This window comes from Halorubrum sp. Ib24 (assembly GCF_002252745.1).
Lineage (GTDB): Archaea > Halobacteriota > Halobacteria > Halobacteriales > Haloferacaceae > Halorubrum.
Genome location: NZ_NHOX01000045.1, coordinates 102,439 through 123,513, shown reverse-complemented (window position 1 = coordinate 123,513; position 21,075 = coordinate 102,439). Strand labels below are relative to the sequence as shown.

Annotated in this window: 14 protein-coding genes; 5 read left to right on the top strand and 9 right to left on the bottom strand. The window is 57.1% G+C overall.

All coding sequences use genetic code 11. The annotated features are described in order from the left end of the window. Positions 1–13: 13 nt before the first annotated feature. Positions 14–1,327 carry a YihY/virulence factor BrkB family protein gene (locus tag DJ82_RS13915; RefSeq protein WP_094582106.1) on the bottom strand — a complete coding sequence of 438 codons (1,314 nt, stop codon included), beginning with the start codon at positions 1,325–1,327 and terminating at the stop codon, positions 14–16. A 70-nt stretch (positions 1,328–1,397) separates the two neighbouring features. Next, positions 1,398–2,549, bottom strand: a complete 1,152-nt coding sequence (locus DJ82_RS13910) for a tRNA (guanine(26)-N(2))-dimethyltransferase (RefSeq protein ID WP_094582105.1) — start codon at positions 2,547–2,549, stop codon at positions 1,398–1,400. A gap of 216 nt (positions 2,550–2,765) precedes the next feature. Here DJ82_RS13910 and DJ82_RS13905 point away from each other — a divergent pair, with 216 nt between their 5' ends. After that, a complete protein-coding gene (locus tag DJ82_RS13905; RefSeq protein ID WP_094582136.1) occupies positions 2,766–3,680 on the top strand; it encodes a hypothetical protein in 915 nt (304 codons plus the stop codon). Between the two features lie 129 nt (positions 3,681–3,809). Then, positions 3,810–5,192 (top strand): APC family permease, encoded by a 1,383-nt coding sequence (locus DJ82_RS13900; RefSeq protein ID WP_094521970.1) that lies wholly within the window; start codon positions 3,810–3,812, stop codon positions 5,190–5,192. Positions 5,193–5,237: 45 nt separating this feature from the next. Here DJ82_RS13900 and DJ82_RS13895 read toward each other — a convergent pair whose 3' ends face one another. After that, a complete protein-coding gene (locus tag DJ82_RS13895) occupies positions 5,238–5,945 on the bottom strand; it encodes a universal stress protein (protein WP_094521969.1) in 708 nt (235 codons plus the stop codon). A 39-nt stretch (positions 5,946–5,984) separates the two neighbouring features. Next, entirely contained in the window at positions 5,985–6,752 is a 768-nt protein-coding gene (locus tag DJ82_RS13890) for an Lrp/AsnC family transcriptional regulator (protein ID WP_094521968.1), read from the bottom strand. Between the two features lie 262 nt (positions 6,753–7,014). On the opposite strand from DJ82_RS13890, the gene DJ82_RS14705 reads away from it, so the two are divergent. From DJ82_RS14705 to DJ82_RS13875, 3 genes are all read left to right on the top strand, one after another. Further along, complete coding sequence (locus DJ82_RS14705) at positions 7,015–7,593, top strand: hypothetical protein (protein ID WP_143420602.1); 579 nt, start codon at positions 7,015–7,017, stop codon at positions 7,591–7,593. Next, positions 7,590–8,600: a tyrosine-type recombinase/integrase gene (locus DJ82_RS13880; protein ID WP_094582103.1), complete on the top strand. Its 1,011-nt coding sequence runs from the start codon at positions 7,590–7,592 to the stop codon at positions 8,598–8,600. The genes DJ82_RS14705 and DJ82_RS13880 overlap by 4 nt, the downstream gene beginning before the upstream one ends. A 320-nt stretch (positions 8,601–8,920) precedes the next feature. Beyond that, the gene (locus DJ82_RS13875; protein WP_094582102.1) at positions 8,921–9,976 is read left to right on the top strand and encodes a restriction endonuclease; all 1,056 of its coding nucleotides are present in this window, start codon (positions 8,921–8,923) and stop codon (positions 9,974–9,976) included. A gap of 18 nt (positions 9,977–9,994) precedes the next feature. Here DJ82_RS13875 and DJ82_RS13870 read toward each other — a convergent pair whose 3' ends face one another. Genes DJ82_RS13870 through DJ82_RS15405 form a run of 5 tightly spaced genes read right to left on the bottom strand, consistent with a single transcriptional unit; the run spans position 9,995 to position 21,023 of the window. Continuing rightward, complete coding sequence (locus DJ82_RS13870; protein ID WP_094582101.1) at positions 9,995–15,493, bottom strand: DEAD/DEAH box helicase; 5,499 nt, start codon at positions 15,491–15,493, stop codon at positions 9,995–9,997. Beyond that, a complete protein-coding gene (locus DJ82_RS13865) occupies positions 15,490–16,266 on the bottom strand; it encodes a hypothetical protein (RefSeq protein ID WP_143420600.1) in 777 nt (258 codons plus the stop codon). Before DJ82_RS13865 ends, DJ82_RS13870 begins: the two co-directional genes overlap by 4 nt. Beyond that, positions 16,266–19,310, bottom strand: a complete 3,045-nt coding sequence (locus DJ82_RS13860) for a hypothetical protein (RefSeq protein ID WP_094582099.1) — start codon at positions 19,308–19,310, stop codon at positions 16,266–16,268. The genes DJ82_RS13865 and DJ82_RS13860 overlap by 1 nt, the downstream gene beginning before the upstream one ends. Further along, positions 19,307–20,209, bottom strand: coding sequence for a hypothetical protein (locus tag DJ82_RS13855; RefSeq protein ID WP_143420598.1), 903 nt, complete (start codon positions 20,207–20,209; stop codon positions 19,307–19,309). Before DJ82_RS13855 ends, DJ82_RS13860 begins: the two co-directional genes overlap by 4 nt. After that, the gene (locus DJ82_RS15405; RefSeq protein WP_241881533.1) at positions 20,202–21,023 is read right to left on the bottom strand and encodes a hypothetical protein; all 822 of its coding nucleotides are present in this window, start codon (positions 21,021–21,023) and stop codon (positions 20,202–20,204) included. Before DJ82_RS15405 ends, DJ82_RS13855 begins: the two co-directional genes overlap by 8 nt. Between the last annotated feature and the right edge of the window lie 52 nt (positions 21,024–21,075).

Sequence of the window (21,075 nt, the reverse complement as noted above, 5' to 3'; positions counted from 1 at the left end):
CCGACTACTCACTTCAGTCGTCGCCCCGGTCGCGGGCGTAGTCGAGCGCCTTCCCGGGCGTTTCGAGCAGGTTGAGACCGATGCCGACGATGATGAAGAGGGTGTACAGTCCGAGCGTCGACAGGCCGAGGATGAGCATCGCCGCGATGGCGTAGAGCCCGTCGAGAAAGGAGAACGCGCCGAGTATCAGCACCGTCCCGTACAGCAGCACGAGATACGGTCCCCAGCCGCGGGCGTGGCCGCGTCGCATCCGGGACCGGACGTAGCGTTTCAGCTCCGACTCCACCGCGGGCTTGTCGACGGTGCGCCGCTCGACGTCGTCCTCGAACTCGTCGAACTCCGCCCGCAGTCGCCCGACTTCCTCTTGAAGCGCCGCCACGTCCGGCGCGCCCGCCGGCCGTCCCTCGTCGCCGGCGTCGCCCGCGCCGTCCGACTCGCCGTTCATACCCGTGGGTCGGTCGCGGTCGTGTTGTAACTGCCGGTCCGCGGCGTGGTCGATCGCGGCCGATCCGCGTCCGAGGCCGGCGCCGCTCGCAGGGGGCGCCCCGTCTCGACCGGCCAGCACGACGTTGACCACCCCGCCGACCACGACGACGACGGCGGCGAGGTAGAGCCACGTGACGAGCAGGAGAACGCCGCCGATGACGCCGTACACCTGAAACTGCCCGGCGCTCGCGGCGTACACCTGAAAACCGGCCTGCAGCAGCGTCCAGCCGACCGCGGCGACGACTGCGCCGGGCAGCGCCTCCCGGATCCCGATGCGGGGCTGGGGAAGCAGGTAGTACATCGGGAGGAAGACGATGGCGAGAAAGCCGGGCAACGCGAAGATGCCGGCCACCTCTACCGCCGGGACCGCGTCGACGGCCGCGATGGTCGCGCCGACGACGAACATCACGCCGATACCGACGCCGACCGCGAGGACGACCGAGGCGGCGTCGGTGAGCTGTTTGGCGAAATCCGGCGGCTCCTTGATGCCGTACAGCTCGGCGAACGCCGTATCGAGGCCGCGGAACACCTTCAGCGTCGACCAGAGTAGCACCGCGACGCCGAGCACGCTCTCACCGGTCCGTCCGCCCGCGGAGGAGATCGCACCGGTGACGGCCTCCTGACCGGCGGGCGTAAGGAAATCCCCGGCGCTCGCGACCAACTCGTTGGCGATCACCTCGCCGAAGACGGCGGTCGCGACGACCACGAGCAGCAGGAGCGCGGGGATCAGCGAGACGAACGCGTAGTAGGCGATCGCGGCGGCGAGGAACGTCACCTGTCGGTCGATCGCGACGTCGATGACGCCTCGGACCGTACCGAAGGCGGTCGAGTGTCTGGGCACGCTCTCCGGTTCGGCCGATGGCGACAAAAGCGAGGGGGATGCCGCCGAGACCCGAAAGCGACCGGGCGAGTCAGCTCGCGGCGTCGCCGTCCGCGTCGTCGGCCCCGTCCCCCAGAACCGCCGCCCGCATCTCGGGGATCGACGCCGTGCTCTTGACCGCGGTGCCGCGGTAGTGGGCGCGGCTGGCCTCGTGGCCGGCCCCCCGCAGCCGGTCGACGAACGCCTCCATGCCGATGGCGGGCTCGCCCCACTCCTTGTACAGCCGGTGCTGGTCGTAGTGCGTGGGGGTGTCGATCTCGCGGGCGACCGCCCCGAGCAGTTTCCGGGCGCGCTTCGCCTCGCCCATGTCGTCGGTGACGCGGCGCCGGACCGCGCGGGCGAAGTCGGCGTCGGCGACGGCTCCCAGCCACAGCGGTCCGGCCGTGAGCACGCGGTCGCTCCCGCAGACGGGGCGGGTCTCGGCGGGATCGGCGATCAGGCCGCGGGTCGGCTCGCGCCAGAGGCAGTCCTCGCAGTGGTCGACGTAGCCGAGGTCGTCGATACAGGCGTCGGCCGCCCGGGCGCCGGACTCCAGTTCGAGGTAGGTCCGCGCGTAGTGGCGCGAGACGTGCGAGACGATCGGGCGGGCCGCCTTGTCGTAGCGCGCCGCCGTCCGCACCAACGCGGAGATCAGCGTCCGGAGCCCCATCTCCGGGTGGTAGTCGGTGTTCCTCGGCACGGCGCCGTACTTCCGGATCCCGCTGTTGAGGTGCGCGCCGCACAGCGGCGCGGTGTCGGTCGCCGTGACGCAGACGAGGTTGCGGGCGTTCGCGAGCGCGGCGTCCGCGAAGGGTATCGGCGTCCCGTACGGGTCGAGGTCGACGACGTCGAAGACGTTCTCGTACAGCAGCGCGTTGACGTCGCGGTGAACCGCCTCCCCGTCGAGGTCGTTGGCGGCGAGGTTCTCGGCCGCGAGGTCGACCGCGTCCGGGTCGACGTCGGCACAGGTGACGTCGTACCCCTCCGCGGCGGCGCGGACCCCCCGGATCCCCGAGGCGGCCATCGCGTCGAGGTACGAGGCCGCGCGCGGCTCCCGCTCGCGGTACGCGCGCAGCACCGCGACCGTGACGTCGCGGTTCAGCTCCTGGGTCGGGTTGAAGAAGACCCCGCCGCCGGTACCCTCGCTAGCCCCGTCGCGGGCCTCGGGGACGGAGACGGTAAGACCGCCCTCCTCGATGTCCATACCTCGGGTTCGGCCATCCCGCACAAAAGGACCGCGCTCCACCGGTGACCCCGCGATCGGGGTTCTCGCTTCCCTCCAAACGCCGCCGCCGCCGTGAAGCGGGGCTTTTAGCCCGCCACGCGGATACGTAGACACACTGATGTACGCTACGTTCAACCGAGACCCGGACGGCCGTCCGACGTGCGACTGCGACGCGACCGCGGAGGCGGATCGTGGATGGTGAGTCCGGCCCGCGTCGACGCGCTCACCGACCTCGCGTACGGCGCACTGATCGTCCTGTCGATCGTCCTCATCGCCACGCTGAACGTCAACGACATCGGCGTCGCGTTCGGGATCGGGGTGTTCGCCTCCTACGTGGTCCACGTCGTCTGGAAGATGGCCCGGTTCGATCCCGACTGGATGACGCGGGAGGTCGCCGATCAGGTCGGCAAAGAGGTGGAGAAGAGCGTCGGCGACACCGTCAATAAAGAGGTGGAGAAGACCGTCGGCGACACCGTCAATAAAGAGGTGGAAAAGACCGTCGGCGACACCGTCAGTAAGGAGGTCGAGAAGACCGTCGGCGACACCGTCAGCAAGGAGATCGAAAAGAGCGTCGGCGAGACCGTCGGCAAGGAGGTCGAGAAGACCGTCGGCGAAAAGGTCGAAGAGACCGTCGAGAAGACCGTCGGTGACACCGTCAACAAGGAGGTCAGCGAGGTCGCAGACGACGTCAGCGACACCGTCAGCGAGGAGGTAACGGGGAAAGTCGAGGAAACGGTGGGCGAGACGGTCGAGAAGACTGTCGGCGAAAAGGTCGAAGAGACCGTCGAGAAGACCGTCGGCGAAAAGGTCGAAGAGACAGTCGAGGAGACCGTCGAGAAGACCGTCGGCGAAAAGGTCGAAGAAACCGTCGAGGAGACCGTCGGCGAAAAGGTCGAAGAAACCGTCGAGGAGACCGTCGGCGAAAAGGTCGAAGAAACCGTCGAGAAGGCCGTCGGCGAGAAAGTCGAAGAGACCGTCGAAGAAACCGTCGACGAAAAGGTCGAAGAAACCGTCGACGAAAAGGTCGAAGAAACAGGCGACGAAAAGATCGACGAAACCGCCGAGGATCAGGACGGCGACGACGTCGACTATCGACGCGGCGACTCGTAGCCCCGACCGACAGAGCGACTGAACGACACCCCCCTCCCCTACCCTCCTTCTGAATGCGTAATTTAGAACCGTCTTTATTGAGCAATCCGAAGGCAATAAACCGTGACGCCCGTTATTGGTAGTATAAGCATGGGCCAGCACGACTTGGATCGGAGTCTCGGGTTGTACCCGACGATGATGATCAGCATGGGTGCGATGATCGGGAGCGGGATCTTCGTGCTGCCGGCTCTGGGATACAAGAAGGCCGGGCCGGCGGTGATCCTCGCCTACGTGCTGGCCGCGCTCGTCGTGTTGCCGGCCGCGTTGTCGAAAGCCGAGATGGCGACGGCGATGCCGGAGTCCGGGGGGACGTACCTCTACATCGACCGGGCGCTCGGCCCGTTGTTCGGGACGATCGCCGGGGTCGGGGCGTGGTTCTCGCTGGTGTTCAAGAGTTCGTTCGCGCTCGTCGGACTCGGCGCGTACCTGCTGCTGTTCGCGCCGCTCTCGCAGGGCGCGGTGGTGTACGTCGCGCTGGCGCTGGCGGTGCTGGTCGTCGCTCTGAACGTCTCAGGGACGAAGATGAGCGGTGGGATACAAGCGGTCATCGTCACGCTGGTCGTCGCGGGACTGCTCGCGTACGTCGTCAACGCCGGCTTCGCGATCGACGCCGCGAAGTACACGCCGTTCAGCACCGACGGGAACCGGGGCGTCATCACGGCCGCCGCCTTCGTCTTCGTCTCGTACGCGGGCGTCACGAAGATCGCGAGCGTCGCCGAGGAAGTGAAAGACCCCGGGAAGAACCTCCCGCGCGCGATGCTCGGTTCCATGGCCGTCATGACGGTCCTGTACATCGCGGTCGTCGGCGCGATCATCGGCCTGAGCGACCCGAACGTGCTGAAAACGGGCGGACCCGGCGGGACGGCGTCGCTCACGCCGATGGCGGACGGCGCGGGCGCGCTCCTCGGCGGCGCCGGCGTGCTGTTCATCTCCGTGATCGCCGTCGTCGCGCTCACGAGCATGGCGAACGCCGGCGTGCTCTCCTCCTCGCGATTCCCGCTCGCGATGAGCCGCGACGACCTCCTCCCGCCCGCGCTCCAGACCATCGACTCGCGGTTCAAGACCCCGCGGAACTCCGTGCTCCTCACCGGGCTCGTGTTGGTTCTGCTCATCGCGTTCGTCCCGGTGATCGAGCTGGCGAAGCTGGCGAGCGCGTTCCAGATCCTCGTCTTCTCGATCATCAACGTCTCGCTGATCGCGTTCCGGGAGGCCGACCTGCCGGCGTATCAGCCCGAGTTCACCGCACCCGGCTACCCGTTCGTCCAATTGTTCGGGTTCGTCGCCGGTATCGCCCTGCTCACGCAGATGGGGACCGTCCCCATTCTCGGCGCGGTCGCGATCATCTTCGGGAGCGCCCTCGTCTACTTCGCGTACGGACGGCCCAGGACGGACCGAACCGGAGCGATCGGGACGATCCTCCGGGCCCGTCGCGGCGAGGAAGACGACGGAATCGCCTCGACGGAACCGAAGTGAGCGAGCGACTGAGGACGACCGGTCGGGACGCCGCCCGAGACTGGGTCAGTAGTCCCTGTTGACCAAGATCACCGGATCGCCGGTTTCGTTCGCGATCCGGTCCGCCAGCGTGCCGAAGATGCGGTCGCCGAGCCTGGACTCCGGCTCGTACATCACGACCGCGTCGTACTCGGCCGCGGTCCGGAGGATCTCCTCGTCGTGCTCGTCGCCGTCGACGACCAGCGTGTCGACCGCGTCGGCGTCGAACCCGTCCCCGATCAGGCGCTCGCGGGTCTCCGCGACGACGGCCTCCCCGTCCTCGCGAGACTGTCCGCCTTCGACGACGTGGAACAGGGTGATACGCTGCGTCGAGTCCTCGCTCAGGACCCGGATGAACCTCGGAAGTCGGTCGAGCTCGGCGACGTCCGGCAGCGGCACGAGGATCCGTCCGATCCCCTCGGTCGGAGCGGGGTCGAGCTCGGCGACGCACCCCTCCTCGGCCGCGACCTGCTGGATCGCGGCCGCCCGGTCCTTCCCGAATACCAACCGCGTCCGGACGGACGCGCCGGCGTCCGCAAACGCGCCCGCGACCTCGTCGAGCGTCGCCTGCGCGGCCTCGCCGAACTGCTCGCGCGCCGAACTGGCCGGCGTCTGCTCGGGGAGGTCGTAGTGGCCGAGGATGACGACCGAGAGCGAGGACAGGTCCTCGATCAGCACCGGCGACAGGGGCTCGGGGTCAGGGAGTTCGAGCGGAACGAGGATCGTGTCTGCCATGCCTCCCCGTTGCGGACCCAGAATAATAAACGGGGAGACTCACGACATCGCCGACGGTGTCTCGTCCTCGTCGACGAGGAACGCGTCGAGGATGTCTCCCTCGGACGACTCCTTCGGTAGCACGGTCACCACGTCGTCCGGCCGGATCGTCGTGTCGTCGACCGGGTGGATGATCGATCCGTCGCGCTCGATCGAAGTCACGATGGCGTCGCTCGACAGAATGCCGTTAGCCTTCGCCTCCGACGGAGAGTGATCCACGATCGGCGCGTCGTCGGTGACGCAGACCTCGATCACGGCGCTGCCGTCCGCGAGCGTGACGGTGTCGGTGACCACGGACCGTTTGGAGTCGTCGGAGAGGAACCGCGAGTACGGGGTGTGTAGCTCCGTCTGGAGCAGTTCCTCGTCTTCGATCCGAATTTCGAGCCCCGAGAGCGCGCGCGCGATCTCACGGAGGTCGCTCGTCTCCTCGCCGACCGCGACCACCTGCAGGTCCCGACGGCCCGCCATCAGCACGCGAACGTTGATCACGCCCGGAATGGACCGGGCCGCGAGCGCCAAGCGTTCCCGCTCGTCGGCGGGGACGGTACACATGAACACCGAGGTGAGTCGGCCGCCGGCCTGCTCGAAGTCGACGATGGCCGTGTAGCCGCGGATCACGCCCGCCTCTTCGAGGCGCTCGATCCGGTTCCGGACCGTTCCCGCCGAGACGTTCATGCCGTCCGCGATCATCGGCGCAGAGGTGTTCCGGGCGTCCGACATCAGCGCGTGGATGATCTGCCGGTCGATGTCGTCGAGGTGATGACTCACGGCGGATCGTCCCCCGTGCCGGTCGAAACCGGACCGTGCCGTCGAGCGCTATTCATACCGTAACGTAGCCGCCAGAGTGTGATATGGCTTACTCACGCGACCGTCGCGGGACGGGGCGGCCGCTACCGAGAGAACGGCGACCGTAATAAGAGACCGACCGCGGGAAAGCGCCGTTACTCGTTGCCGAACATCTAGCGCATCTTTAGGCTGATTATACACAGTGTATACACAGTTCTAAGTGGACGGGGTGAACACTACCGGTATGGGACGCGACGCACAGATCCATATTCGAGTCACCGAAGAGAGGAAACAAGAATGGAAAGAGAGTGTAGCCGCATCGAACGAGTACAAAGATCTGACTCATCTCGTTGTCGCGGCGGTCGAATCTGAACTGCGTAGTGAGAGCGATTCTCAACCAGCACAGTCTGCGAATCCGGTAACTGTCGACCTCTCAGAAGTACATGAGCGTATGGACGATATCCGTGAAGAACTGACTGACGTCAAAGACATCTCACTCGATACGTTTGAACTTGTGAGAGAGGACGATGAGATCATGGAGATCGCTACTCTGATTCTCGACAAGATTCCGGAGGTCGAATCCGAAGAGGAGATCCGAAATCGCGTGCCAGAGAGTGAAACCATTGAGGAGCGTATTGCCGAGATTGGCCCAAGTTGGTTGTTGGAAAAGAACCTCCAAGCAGAAGGCCATGATGAGTATACGGTCCACCGTGCACTAGACAAACTCATCAAGGAGATGGAAACCGTACACGTCGTTGAAGTAGACGCTGAGTACACCGATCGTAAGGATAGAGAAGAGCGCTACTACCGTCTCAAAGAATGAGCTACCAGATTAACGAGAAGTATACTGACGAGTTTTGCGAACGGAACGCGGAGTTACTCTCTCGATTCGAACGATCGATGTATCAAACCCGTCCTGACGGGTCTGCTCAAACGTGGACCAGTTCTGCAGTTACCTACACTCGATGGTTCCGCGATCGACATGGCAAACCGATCGACGAAGCGAGTAAAGTAGACGTAGATGACTACTACGAGTTTGTCTCTGGACAGTATGAAGGCGGTGCGACAGCTGGTGGCAAGTTCGACGGCGTCCAGCAACTCTACCGTTGGATGAGTCGAAAGGAGGTTATTGAACAGAACTTCACTGAGAGTTTGGTGAGAGAGGATTACGGAATTTCCAACGGAGCGACGAGGCAGGCGCGCGCGCTCCGACAAGAGGAAGATTATATTTCGATACCACGGAAGGAGGTTGAGTTATTGTGGAAAGAAGAGAATCTCCCGGGCCCACGGGCTCGAAACGAATTGCTAATCAAATTGCTCTGGTACACAGGTCTTCGATGCTCGGAGATTATCCGTATTCGAATCATCGATATTGATCATGACGAGTATAAGATCAAGATATTCGATAAGAAAACTAATGATTTCCGCCCAGTCTGGTACCCCCAGCGTCTGAAACCGTTATTTGCTCAGTGGCTTGATCAGGGTGGACGCGATGTGATCGGTCCGCACGGTGGCGAGTCTGAATACCTGTTTCTAACACATCAGAGTCCCCAGATGCGAGCCTCTCACGTATCTCGGATCGTCAAAGAAGCAGCGAAGAACGCAGGTATCAACGAAGTGCTCTACGTTGATGAAGCAGGAAAGAAGAGGTGGAAGATTACTGGACATACCCTGCGACATAGTATGGCGACCTACCACGCTAATAAACTTGATACGAAGGTCCACCATCTACAGAAGATTCTCGGCCACGATGATATCGAGACGACGCTCAAATATGTTGATGAGGACGATAGTGCCATCCGTCAGGCGATGCAGCGGCCATGGAGCTAAACAATTCTAAGTTCCTCTTCCGGGGATTACTGAGACGAAAATCGGATGACGATTCCACCCGTCTGTCGATCGGAAATACACACATCAAAAGACTCTATGGAAATCATCTGAGATTGATAGAGACGGTTTAGTAAATATAGAGTGTGAATTCAGCATGGTGTATGTGTCTATTATGAGTTCTACTACTGAATCAATCGGTACTCAGAGGGTCGCTCTCGCTGTTTGAAGATTCGGGTTCCAATATGTGGCGATTTGAGCAGGTACCATGTTGATGTTCCGTGTGAACAACCTATTTGCTCTCGCAATACCTACTCCATCTCATGCCAGAGAATATTCTCGAGTTCCGAAATTTTCTCGAAGAAATATCTAATCTCGATATTGAGGTGGCTCAAGAATTTGAAGTTACTGTACCACATCGTCTCATGGCGTTTTTAGGTCATAATCCGGCTGAAAATATGTTCTTCGACGTTACCTATGGGGATATTCATAATCAGAAACGTCCCGATTCCGCGATAGCAGAAAGCCCAGAGCAGAGACCATGGATAATTAATGAAGTTGCCTACTTTGATGTAGATTTAGATCAGTCTACATTCCAAGAACGTTTTCGAAACAGAATAACACCGATACTGAGAGAATACCACGAAATTGCCGATCCTGAGTATACCTTGTTTATATCGAATATAATATTAGCAGTATTACATAACGACACAATGGAAGAGTTCTTTCTCGAGGATATTTCTGTGGAAGAGGCACGGAGAATTTATGAGTTACTCTCAGTTCCAGAAAATTATCCCCTTGAGGAATTACCGTCATGGGACGAGCAAAGGCCTGAAAGGATTTCGACACCAGACTTTAGTTTAGATCTTAGACGTTACAACCATGTTTTGGAACTGATCTACGAAGCAGAAACAAATGAGGAAAAGAAAGAATCTCTAGAAGATCTCGCTGAAATATTGTTTAATTCGATCCCGTATTTGAAGATTCGCGAGAGAAATGATGAATTATTAACAGGAGAATTAGACCTCGTTGTTGAGTACACTAATTCTGATCGATTTACAATTTTTGACCAGTTTGACCGTTTTATATTAGTTGAGTGTAAGAATTGGACTTCTTCAGTTGGTGTAGACGAAATTGAATCCGTTGAGGCAAGTATGAAGAAATCGAAGGTCGACCTTGGTGTGATTTTTGCTCGAAATGGTATTTCGGGCGGATCGGGCCAAAAATTCGCCCAAAGAGAAATTTTAGATGTATATCAAAGAGAGGACATAATTATCGTAGTCATCAATGGAAACGATCTTGAACAAATCTTAGCTGGGGAAAGTTTCTATGATATAATTGATGAAAAGATTTACCGTATCCGGTTTCCGTCTCTGTGAATCGCATCGAATCCTTTCCTATGAGCGCAATGATGGAGCATTCTCACTATCAAATAGCCTTGTAACGCGCTGCCGATCGAGCGTGTCGGGGTCGTTGTACTCATCACACCCGTACTGGTAGGTACAGAGCGGACAGCCGCTCTCACAATCACACTCGTAGTGTCTCTCCACGAGTTCCATCGCGTCGTCGAAGTTTTTGAATGTGCCCTCGATATCTTCGATGAGAGTGCGAGTGATCTCGGCACCACCCTCCTGTGCATCGAAGATGTACACACCCTCATCCTCGATACTCTCGGTGATCTCACGAATGTCGACACCGCCGAGGTACTGGAGACTCACACGGAGCGCGTGGGCGAATGTGTGGGTCTCGACCTCGTCAGCAAGCGAGAGCCGCACTCCCTCGGTGGGATAATTATATCCGAGACGTACGAACTCTGACGGGTCGTCGAGTCCGTCAGGGTCATGTTGCGGGTCCTCCGTACACTGGGCGTGTTCGCCCGAGCGCGTCACGGTTCCGGGACACCCCTCAACGCCACACCGCTCGAAGAGAGTCGGCCGCGCGTCCACGGCCCCGTTCTCGTATTTTGCCCGATAGCTCGTAGCGTGTACGAGCACCTCGAGATCACCATACTCGACTGTACCAAGATCGTTTCCATCGCCGTCTTCCAAAGTGAATGAGTGCTCAGTATCGAACGACAGCACGTCGGTATCCCGGTCGGTGAACGTAGACTGGACCGGTGAGTCGTCGATTTCGTAGATGTCGCGGGCCTGCAGACCACTGTCTTTCCCAAGAGACAGATCCTCCAGATAGGACTCGACGGAGTCCATAACTCCGACTTTTCGTGGCTTGAGAGGGACTTCCGAGTCACACTGGTCACAGGACTCCCGAGTGTCGAGGTAAGTTGCGTGGCATGCGGGGCAGACGAAGTCTTCACCGAGGTCGGCGTTACCGGAATCGGCCAAGGTTTCGAGCAGTTCCTCCGACTGGAAGTCATCATAATTGACTCGCGTCGTAACGTACGTCCGGCCGTTGTGGAGGTAAGCGGATCCCGGGTGGAGCTCGTTGATCGCCATCCGCATGTCTCGTCCACGGTCACTTCGGGCGAGACGCTCGCGCTCGTAACCTTCTTGAACAAGAGTTAGACCGACCGACGTCGAGATGTTCCGCATATTGAACGCGAATTTGCTCTGGCGCGAACTGCGGAGGAAGCTTACGTACTCCTCCGAGCGCATGTCTTGGAGATGGTCGTTGAGTACCGATTTTCGCTGACTGAGGTTGGTGAGCTCGCTCCGTAAGTCCTGTATCTCATCGTCGTCAACCGCGCTTCGGAGTTCTCGGTTGATCTCAAGCTCACGCTCAGCAAGGTCATCGACCGTATCGAGAATATCGTCGGTATACTCACCGAACTGCGTCACGAAGCGAGCACTAAAGTTGTCGATGGCATCGTCTACGAGTTCGTCGTATTCGTCGGCGGCGACGACAATTGTCCCCGAGCACTCGTCGTCGGAACACTGCGTCGGAGGGTCGGTAGCGTCGTACTTCAGGCCGCATGAGCGACAGTACGCGTAGTCAAGTAGGGACTCTAAGAAATCATGGAGATCGTCACGGTAGTCATGGACGACCGTCTCGAGGATCTCCAACTTCGGCCTTCGAGTCTCCATCTGCAGTTCTTCGTTCGAGAGGAACAGCAGCTGAGTGAGTTTGCTGTACTCCTCACCCTTCGAGAGATCGGAGTCGTAGTCGTCACCGCCCAACACTCTCGTCTGTCGCCCTTTCCGCTCGACATTCCAATCGATCGCGAAGCGTGACGCGATGAGATCGAAGACAGCCCAACTGAGAGACACGCGAAGTACCTCCTCGTTGTGCTCGTTCAGAGGGACATCCTTCGGATCGGTCTTGATCAGATCGGCAGGGTGCTCGTAGTAATAATAGTCAATAGGATTGCGCTGGCTCACGCTGTGAACGAGTGCCGATTTCGAACTCCGACCAGCCCGTCCGATGCGCTGTAGATATGCATTCATGTTCGGTGGCGTCCCGAACAGCAATAGTGAGTCGAGCGCTCCGATGTCGACACCGACCTCCATCGTCGGGCCAGATGAGAGGAAGTGGGGATGCTTTCCCTCTTTGAACAGATACTCGATATTCCGCCGCTTCTGCTTTGGAGTGGTTCCGAGATACACCTCGCTCCATAGCATCATCGGTGAAGAGTAGTCGATAAGGAACGCACGGTGGTTGTACCGTGGATGCTCCAGTTCCTGTTGATCCTCGAAGGAAGTTCGGAACGGAACGCAGTCGTCGGGAACCGCGTTGAACATGGTTTCGAATGTACTGAACGTGGTACCCTTCTCAGGACGGTAGATCAGTTCATCGTTGACCCCGGCGACGGTGAGTTCGAAGGCAGATGGTGCAAGGGAAACGTACCCGTCATCCGGATCGTATTCGATCACCCCTTCGTTGTCTAGTGTCGTTACGGATCGTCCGACATCGTCACGACTCAGCTCCTCGCGGATCTTGTCGACGTTGACGTTGTTTCCTTTTTCAGCCAGTATACGGATGACTTCGTGCTCACCGCCAGTCAGTTCGATTTCAGGGTTGAGCCGCATGTCGAGTATACTGTCTCGCACGAGCGACGGCTCCCGCTCACGGAAGCGACCGCCGTACGTGTGTGGTATCGCTCGCCGGAACATCCGGTCCTCGAAAGCATCGTCAGCGTCCCACCGCCGCCGAGCCCTTCCCTTGAGCCGTTGACGGAGATTGACGGTTCCTTCTTTGACATCGCGGAGGGTAGAGAGGGCGTCCTCTATTTGATCGAGTTTCTCGTTAGATGTCTCAATGACTGTATCGAATGAGACCCACGCCTGACCCGGTCCTTGATTCGAGATCACCCCGTCGACGAGAAGTTGATCGACCGACGTGTCTTCCTCGGGATCGTTGAAATCTCGACCCAGCCGATTCATGTCGCCATGAGAGTCAGAGAATGACAACATTTTCGCCGATTCGAACCCCTCATCGTCGGCGACGCTCCGCAGGGGATACTGCGATGTCGTCACCGCGAGATTGTTCGGACTGCGGGTCAGTTCCGTATATCTCGTCCCACGACCGGAGACGCTGTAACTCGTCCCTGAGTGGTAACAGGGTGCCGCCGAACGGAAGTCGGTCGGACTACGAAGCTGACCCGATGCGTCAATCGTGAGGTAGTCCTGTGGTTCAACACGTCTCGACTGGAGAGAGGGGCTCTCGCATTCGCAGATCGCACCCGCAGGACCCTCAAACCCACAGTTGCTACACTCGACCCTGTCGAACACCTCGAACAGTCCTTTTCTGACGAACGTGCGAGAGTTACATCCACACGTCGATGGTGGAGACTTTTCGTAGAAGCGACGCTCACACCCTTCCTTCTTACAGACCCACGGGAGAACATGAGTGTTCGTGACGGCGGCACCGCACGAACAGGTAGTGCTTCCCAAGTCGAGGTCGGTGTGCGTCTCTCCACACGAGTGGCAATCAACTGGTAGAGAAGAGGCAACCATCTCGAAGTCCGATCCTCCGCAGTCATCACACTCAAACGAGACTGAGATCGTTCGCTCGCATGACGGACTGACGCACGTTACGGTTGATTCTCCGGTTCTAACCGTACGAGATCCGCAGGCTGTACAGTCGGTCGACGGCGCGCGCTCACGGCGTGCGGCACACTCCGTACACTCCAACAACGGCGAGAAAGTAACCCGTGTCGTCGGGACGTCATCGTTCCGTGCGGCCCCACACCGTTGACATGAGTGTTCGTTATCCCAGTTACCACCACCATGCTCCGTTGGCATGTAGGGGTCAAGTTGGTCGCATTCGGGACAGTACCATGCGATTAGTGCCTCCTCGTCACCATGGTTACAGTACGTCGAGCGGGTGATGAATTCACCACCACATTCTGTACACTCGTCGCGCGGTGATCTATACACCGCGTCACAGGTAGCACAACCGTAGAATCCGTCGACCGGCCACGAGAACATGTGGCTACGGTTTTCGAGTAGACCAGAGAACTCACCCAGTGTCCGGAAGTTAGCAAGTAATCGCTCACTTTCAACCTCTGAGAGAGAATACTCGGACTCCAGTTTATCGAGGATCTCCGTCCGCGTCCGTGGCTGGTCATTCAACTCCGAGTGGAGGTACTGGATCATCCGACGCACGTCGTCGTCGGGCGATTCTCGCGAAAGGAAATTGAACAGTAAGTCCGCAACGGTATCCTCAAGAACGTTGTTGTCGAGTTGATCGTGCTCGTCGACAACGAACTGACCGGACTGAAGCGATCGCGGTGTCGCCGTTTCGTCGCGCGCCATCTTCAATAGTTGCTCCTCGGATATCTCCTCCGTCAGCAGGGAATCTGGTGGCGCTGTCGGTGGATCGAACGTCAATTCTCGGGGCTTCTCTCCTACGTGCGATATTTCTTCAACACCGCTTACTTTACGGAACAGCTCTTCGTGATTACCGACCGTCGCACTGCTTGCGATTACCTGCAGATCGTCCTCACCGAATCGCTGTTCACGAAGTGCGCGAAGTCGCTTGACCAACCATGAACTGTAGCTACCGAAGAGACCGGTGTAGGTATGTACTTCGTCGAATACGAGGAAATCCGGCTCATAGATGAACGTGTCATGCTCGTCAGGCGCGTTGACGTTGAGAGATTTCAGGTTGATCGTGTCCGGGTTTGTTAACACGATGTCGACGTCTTTCTGTAGGACGTCTTTTTTTGTTAGGTGGATGAATTCAAGCGGAACATCGTCCTCACACATCGGCTTTTCCGGTTTCGCGACGAACCGACCGGATTCGGGGATGACGCGGATACCTTTCCCGCAGGTTTGGCACTTGTCCAGTTGATCGTTGTACCCCGGACACTCGAAGTATTTAAACGAAGAACGGAGATAACCTTCCGCTCCTTTGTCGCTCGTGTTCGTCGGGGTATCACCGTCATAGATTCCGACTTTGATTCGTTTCCGAGCTGGTAGTTCGGCGTTGATCTTGTACAAATACTCGATCAGTCGCTTGAGTTGGTCCTGTGCTAGGGCTTTCGTGGGATAGATTAGCAGAGCTTTGACGCTCTCGGGGTCACATCCTTCGATCTCTCCCTCTCGTGCGCGCAGGATGTAGTCGAGAATAGGGATAAGCCACGCTTCGGTCTTTCCTCTGCCGGTCGCCGCCGTAATGAGGGCGTTGTCTCCTTCCTTAACCGTCCGAATACTTCGCTCCTGAAAATCATAGAGCCGAGTGAATCCGAGTTCGGAGAACGCATGCTGTATCTGGTAGTGGATCCCAGCGCTGGAAGCGAACTCCTCCCATGACATCTCACTCCAGTTCGGGATGTCTAGTGCCTGTAGATACGGACCGCGTGATCCGAGGAACTGTTCCTCCGCATCGGTAGTCTGGATCCGGTGGTAGACGTCGCGTGCGGCCGGGCCAAGATCACCTAGCAGGTGTTTCGTGTACGCATTTCGCACCTCTTCCGCACGCTTCGCGGGATCGTTCATGACGAGTCGATGCGGAGTTTGATCGCTGACTCGAGATCACTGACCTGCTTGATCTCCTCGAGGTTGTCGACCGTGAACTCCGAGAGATTCACCGATTTCTGCTCGGTGAATTTTCTGAGTTTTCTCACGGTCGAGTCGCTGAGATCGTATTCTGATTTGAACGCTTCCCACCCTTGCTTGCCTCCTTCCTCATCCCACGAGGCTTTCAGTCGTTCCCACCTGCTTGCGAGCCCCGAAGGATTGTTCGTCGGATTATCGATATCGCTGGTGAGGAAGTTGTCCATGTTGTAGAGGACTTGTGAGAACTCGGAGTTCCCACCACTGATGATCCGGTCCAATTCCCGGGCGGAGTTGATGTCGTCTTGCCACCTCTCAACGTGACCGTCAATCTCCTCCTGTACGGTTGCTTTCGCATCGTTGATTGCGTCTTCTGCCTGATCGATATCGTCCTTAATACTCATCAACCGGCCCTCGTCTGCTTCCTCAAGAAGCTCTTCGTCGGTGATGTCTACGACTCCAAGTGCTCTACCAGTAGCGTCATCCACCTGAGCCGGTTGTGGCTGATCGAACACTTCGGTCAGAATGCCAGTATAAAAATGTAGATCTCGGATCGACTGGTTTAGATCGGCGAGTGCGCTGGTTACCCGGCGGATATCCTTCTTCGCTATCGAAACGCGCTGCTCGACGTTCTGTGCTCTGCCCGCTCTCTCTGCCTTCTCGTGTAGACGTTCTGCTTCGTCTTCTAACGAGCCGTGAATTTGAGATGATTGCATTATCGGGTACCTCCGAGGAGTTCGAGAACTTGATCACGTTTCTTACTAAACGAGGTGAACTCGTCTGACTCTCGGACCAGTTCCTCAAAGTCAGTCTTCTCGGCACCACCAGCCCCCTCGAGTTCTCTAATCATGTCGAGAAGGACGTCATAGACTTTCCACGCCTTCTGTTGCTCTTTCGCCTGCTGGTAGCCGTGGAGGACAGACATGATCTCCACTGGACTGTCCGCCTCTATCGACTGATATTTTTTGAGGGCATCACCGAAGTCATCGAGATGGAGTGTCGTATCCCCTTCACGGAGTAAATCACCGATCGATTTCCACCGACCCTCTCTGGTCACTTCGAGCGGCGTGAGACTTTCATCAAGTTTCTCATATATCTCGAGGAGTTTCTGTTTGTTATGTGTCGGTTTGAACACCTCTGCATACGTTTGAATTTCCTCTTCGATGGGATCGAATGACGTGTTTTGTTTGAGTTTGAGGAGTTCGTTCGCGAAATCTGAAACGGCCGTGATCAGGTCTTTCACTACGGTAGTCGCGTTGTTCCGAGTCGTTCCGATCTTGTACGCCTGTGGGAGGTCGTCAACGCTCACGTATGCCATTCCCTCGATATACTCGTCGAGGTTGTCGTTGACTCCTTTAACGGCAGAATCCAACCGTTCGTGGTCGACGACGTTCTTTTTCAGGAGGAAGAATCCCTCGACTAGACCGCCAATATCCGAACTGTTCCGCGTAACAACGTTGAACGCGTCCAACATACCCATCGGAAGGTCGATGTCGATATCCGAGTCCCTGTGAAGTGGGGAAGAACTCTGTTTCGTATATTCCTCGAAGAGGATATCTCGCTCGACCTCTGAAACCCCTTGTCCGGTGTTCATGAGGAGGAACTTCGAGAGAACGGTAAACTCCTCCACGGACATGCCCTCAGGGAGATGAGTCTCGATTTCCGTCCGCATGTCGCGCCGGTATTTGATGACTCTATCGTCGACCCATCCCCGGATCTCGTCGATATTAGTCTCCTCGTCAAAGTCCTCGTGTACGCCGGCGTACAGCAACTTTGAGTAGAGTTCGTAATTCTCCACGCCGTGCTCTATAGTGTAGCTTCGCTCCGAGGGTTGATCCGGCCCTTTGATTTCGACTGGAACGTCGCTCCCCCGGGCAAAGTAGATCCCGTTGGTTGACTGCGCCGTTGAGTTTTCATTCGCTAGGCGCGTCGGTTCGTACCATCGATTCAACGCCATCCGCACTCCATCCCGGAGCGTGTTCGAACTCGGATAGTCGCTTCCGTGCTTTATCCACTTCTGAAACTGTGTGGATTTCTCTGTCGGGATGTGAGGTCTCGTAGGGTCATCAGCCCTGTCATCATTACCTGAAGTATCATCTGAATCTTCCTCTTCGGTCGAATCCCCAGAATCCGTTTCATCTTCCTCTGATTCGTCGTCTGGGGAATCAGAATCATCCCCCTCAGTAGTTTGGTCATCTTCCAGATCTGTTTCTCCATCGACCGGGACTGTGAGGAGGTCTGCCCCACTGAGGATCCTATCGAGATCGAAATAGACGATGCCGTCTTCAGCGTATCCGGTTTCGAACTCGATGTCAAACGTGTTGAAGACTGACTCGGGGACCCAGAGCTTCTCGCTATCCGGATCTCGTTTACCGTACCATTTCGTCAGTCGTTGGCAGCTCTCTGTCTCTTCCAGCGATACCACGGATGGACGAGATTCGACGAACGCGTTTGTTTCCACCTTTTTGAACGGCGGGATCGTCGATGTGAGACAGTCCGCAATAACGTGTACGAGGAGCACCCGCGGCGTCTGCTGTCGATTGCCGTCCTGAACGAGGTTTTGATAGACGTAGTGGACAAACGCCTCGTTGAACGGATATATATTGTCGAATCCGTCCTCAGGTATGCTCGTGCTCGTCTCAGAGTGTTTCTTTATCGCCTCCAGATATTTTTCGACGAGCAGCAAACTCGCGGATTTGTCTTCAAGGAAGTACGCACGACCCTGATCGTCGGTCATGCTGAGGTATCCCTGCGAGCGCTGTTTCATGTACGACAAGGAGTCGTCACTGGTCGAGAGGGCGTCATCGATATTCTCTCGTTCCCATCCGGAGGTCCATCCGAGAACGATATCGAAGTGACTACTCGACAGATCAAAGATGTGGTCGAGGAGGTCGTCTTTGAGGACGTTGAATGTGGTCAGGTCCTCACAGATGAGAACCGGTCGTTTACCCGCCTCAACGTATGCGTCCGAGAGTTCCTCAAGTTGACCTTTGAAATTCTCGATACCGAGATTGTTCGTCAACAGATTGTGAACTGCTCGACGGAGTGCCGGGTATGTATCTGTCTGGTACTGAGTGTCAGCGAAGACACTGAAACAGATGTCACTGTAGTCTTCACGGGTGAACAGGTCGATTGCCTGCTCCTTTCCTTCCTGTTCAACTGCTTTTTGGTAGTTGGTTAAGTTATCGACAAGTATGTCACGGAACGACGTCTTTGAGTCGAAATCCTCTAGGAATTTTTCGAGTTCGAACCCTTTGAGTTGCCCTCGGTTCTTATAGAATGTCAACAACCCTTGTACGATGAAGTCGGCGACGTCCTCGGGATCCAGATCGCCGATAGATCCGACTTCTTCGTATTCCTTGTCGATCGGCTCGTGTAGTATCTCGAGGATTTCGTCGAGTTTCGTATTACTTCGTGAGATATGGATCGCAACGTGAGAGTCGCTTTGTCCAGAGGCATCTCCGTATCCATTGATCTCGTATTCGAGCCACTGGCAAAGGTGACTTTTACCTGAACCGACCTCGCCTTTGACGATGAAAATCCGGTTGTCGTCTTTGAGTTCGGACTTGAGAACGGCATCACGAAAGTCGTCTTCGGATACGAACTTTGAGCCACTATCGTGCGGGCGAAGAATCTCAGCTCTGATCTTGGAAATCGGAACGTGTGTCTCTCTAAAGACTTCAGGCTCCTTCTGCTGGGACTCTGGCTTGATGAACTTCTCTACGACCTCCGGATCCCAGTTCATGCTCATCTCAGTCATTGTTCGAGCCTCCGTTCGCTCCGATCAAGTGGATACCAGTACGCTGGGCGATCCGGTGCATCGCCGATCTTGTAGCGTGCGGGCTCTTCGGTGTCATCGATTCGATACGGAAGCCGGACGGTCTGTGTCACATCAGTCATACCTACGAAATCGAGTGTTCTGTCATCTGTCATATTATCAAGCGTATCTGCGACTGCGACGTGGAGACGGGGTGCGCCGCTCAAGTCGTGAAATACTGGAACGAACTCCTCATGAATCCACTCGAGCGCCTGAAGAATTCCTTCGGAGTCGTCTCCATGCTTTTGATGGTACGTAAGCAGTTCGTGAAGGAGTGCACGTGTAGGAGATGTTACAATCTCGTCATGCTCAGTGGAATATGAGATCGCTCCGATTGGGTCGAGTAGGTTCGCCCACATCGACGTCTTTTCCGTGCGCCACTGGATGTCGAACTTGCTCTCTTTTTTGAGTAATTCTACGAGAGCCTCCTCATCGACGCGTCGGAAGCCGTGCTCCTTCTCCGTCGACGTGTGCTTCATGAGCAGATCGTGGATCTCTGCGAGTTGGTACTCGTCACCGTGCTGTGAACGAATATGATGGAGTAAGCGCGCCTCGAAAGAGAGTTCAGGGTAGACGTCCCGGTTGAGTGGTTTGACGACATCCTGTGCACTCCGATCGATGAGATCGAGCGAGTGCATGAACTTGATACAGTCCTCGATGTGGCTGGATTCGTAACCACTAGTCGAACTGGAGCTCGGCCTTCCGAACCGTTTGGTCACCCCGGAGAGAGAAATATCCTCAACGAGGAACTCGTCGATCACTTTCAATTCAGCACTACGGACTGTTCCATACCCCGTGAGTATCTTGTCCGGGGTATCGGTTGCACGGCTTAGTTCAGACATTAGGGTATAGCCCTGCGTTGCGACCTCGCTGTTCGTCGAGCTGTTCCTCGCTGAACTGACAGCGGGTGAGCATAGAGTCCATGTTGTTCGCTATCTTCATGACGTCGCCGCGCTCGGTCCATGACCTGAGTGCCTCTCGGATCCGCTCAGTGTACTTCTCTAGTATCTGTTCTAGGTCGTGGTTAACGAAATAGTATAACGGTTCCCACGCGGGGCTGTTCGGAGGGGCCTTGTCGTAGTCGAAGAGGTCGAGGAAGGAATCCGCCGGCGCACCGACCTCGTTGTGGTGATGCGATATACGGTGGTAATAGAGGTTCCGCGTATCGGCCGTTGGGAGCGTAGAGTTGAGATGCTCGTCGATGTAGTCCTCGACGCTCTGTTCGAACCGGGTGACGGTGTTGGGGACGAATTCATCACGAACTGACTTCCGCGACGTGTACGCAGGTGTCGACGGGGAGTCGGTGTCGACCACGAGGATGTACGGATCCTCACGACTACGTTCGCGGAGGAGTCCCCTAACGAGATGCTGTTCTCCCTTTTCGACGAGATTCTCCTGATTAGTCACGTGAATGAGCGGGAACTCAGCAGTCTCCGCGTCGATATCGTCAGGGTTCAAGAGTTCGTAATCGACCAATCGGAAGTCATTGTCCCAGAGATCATCGTGGATTACGCGATCGAACCCGAACTCCTTCAGATACGGGATGCTCCGAAGTTGTGCGCGGTTCTCGTATACATGTTCTCCAACGCAGTTGTCCACCATGACCACAAACGTGGTGAACTGTGAACCGGTTAGAGATTCGATCCCTTTTGACACTCTTTGAACACCGGTGGATAAGTCACATAAATGTATTGACTCTCAGGATGAC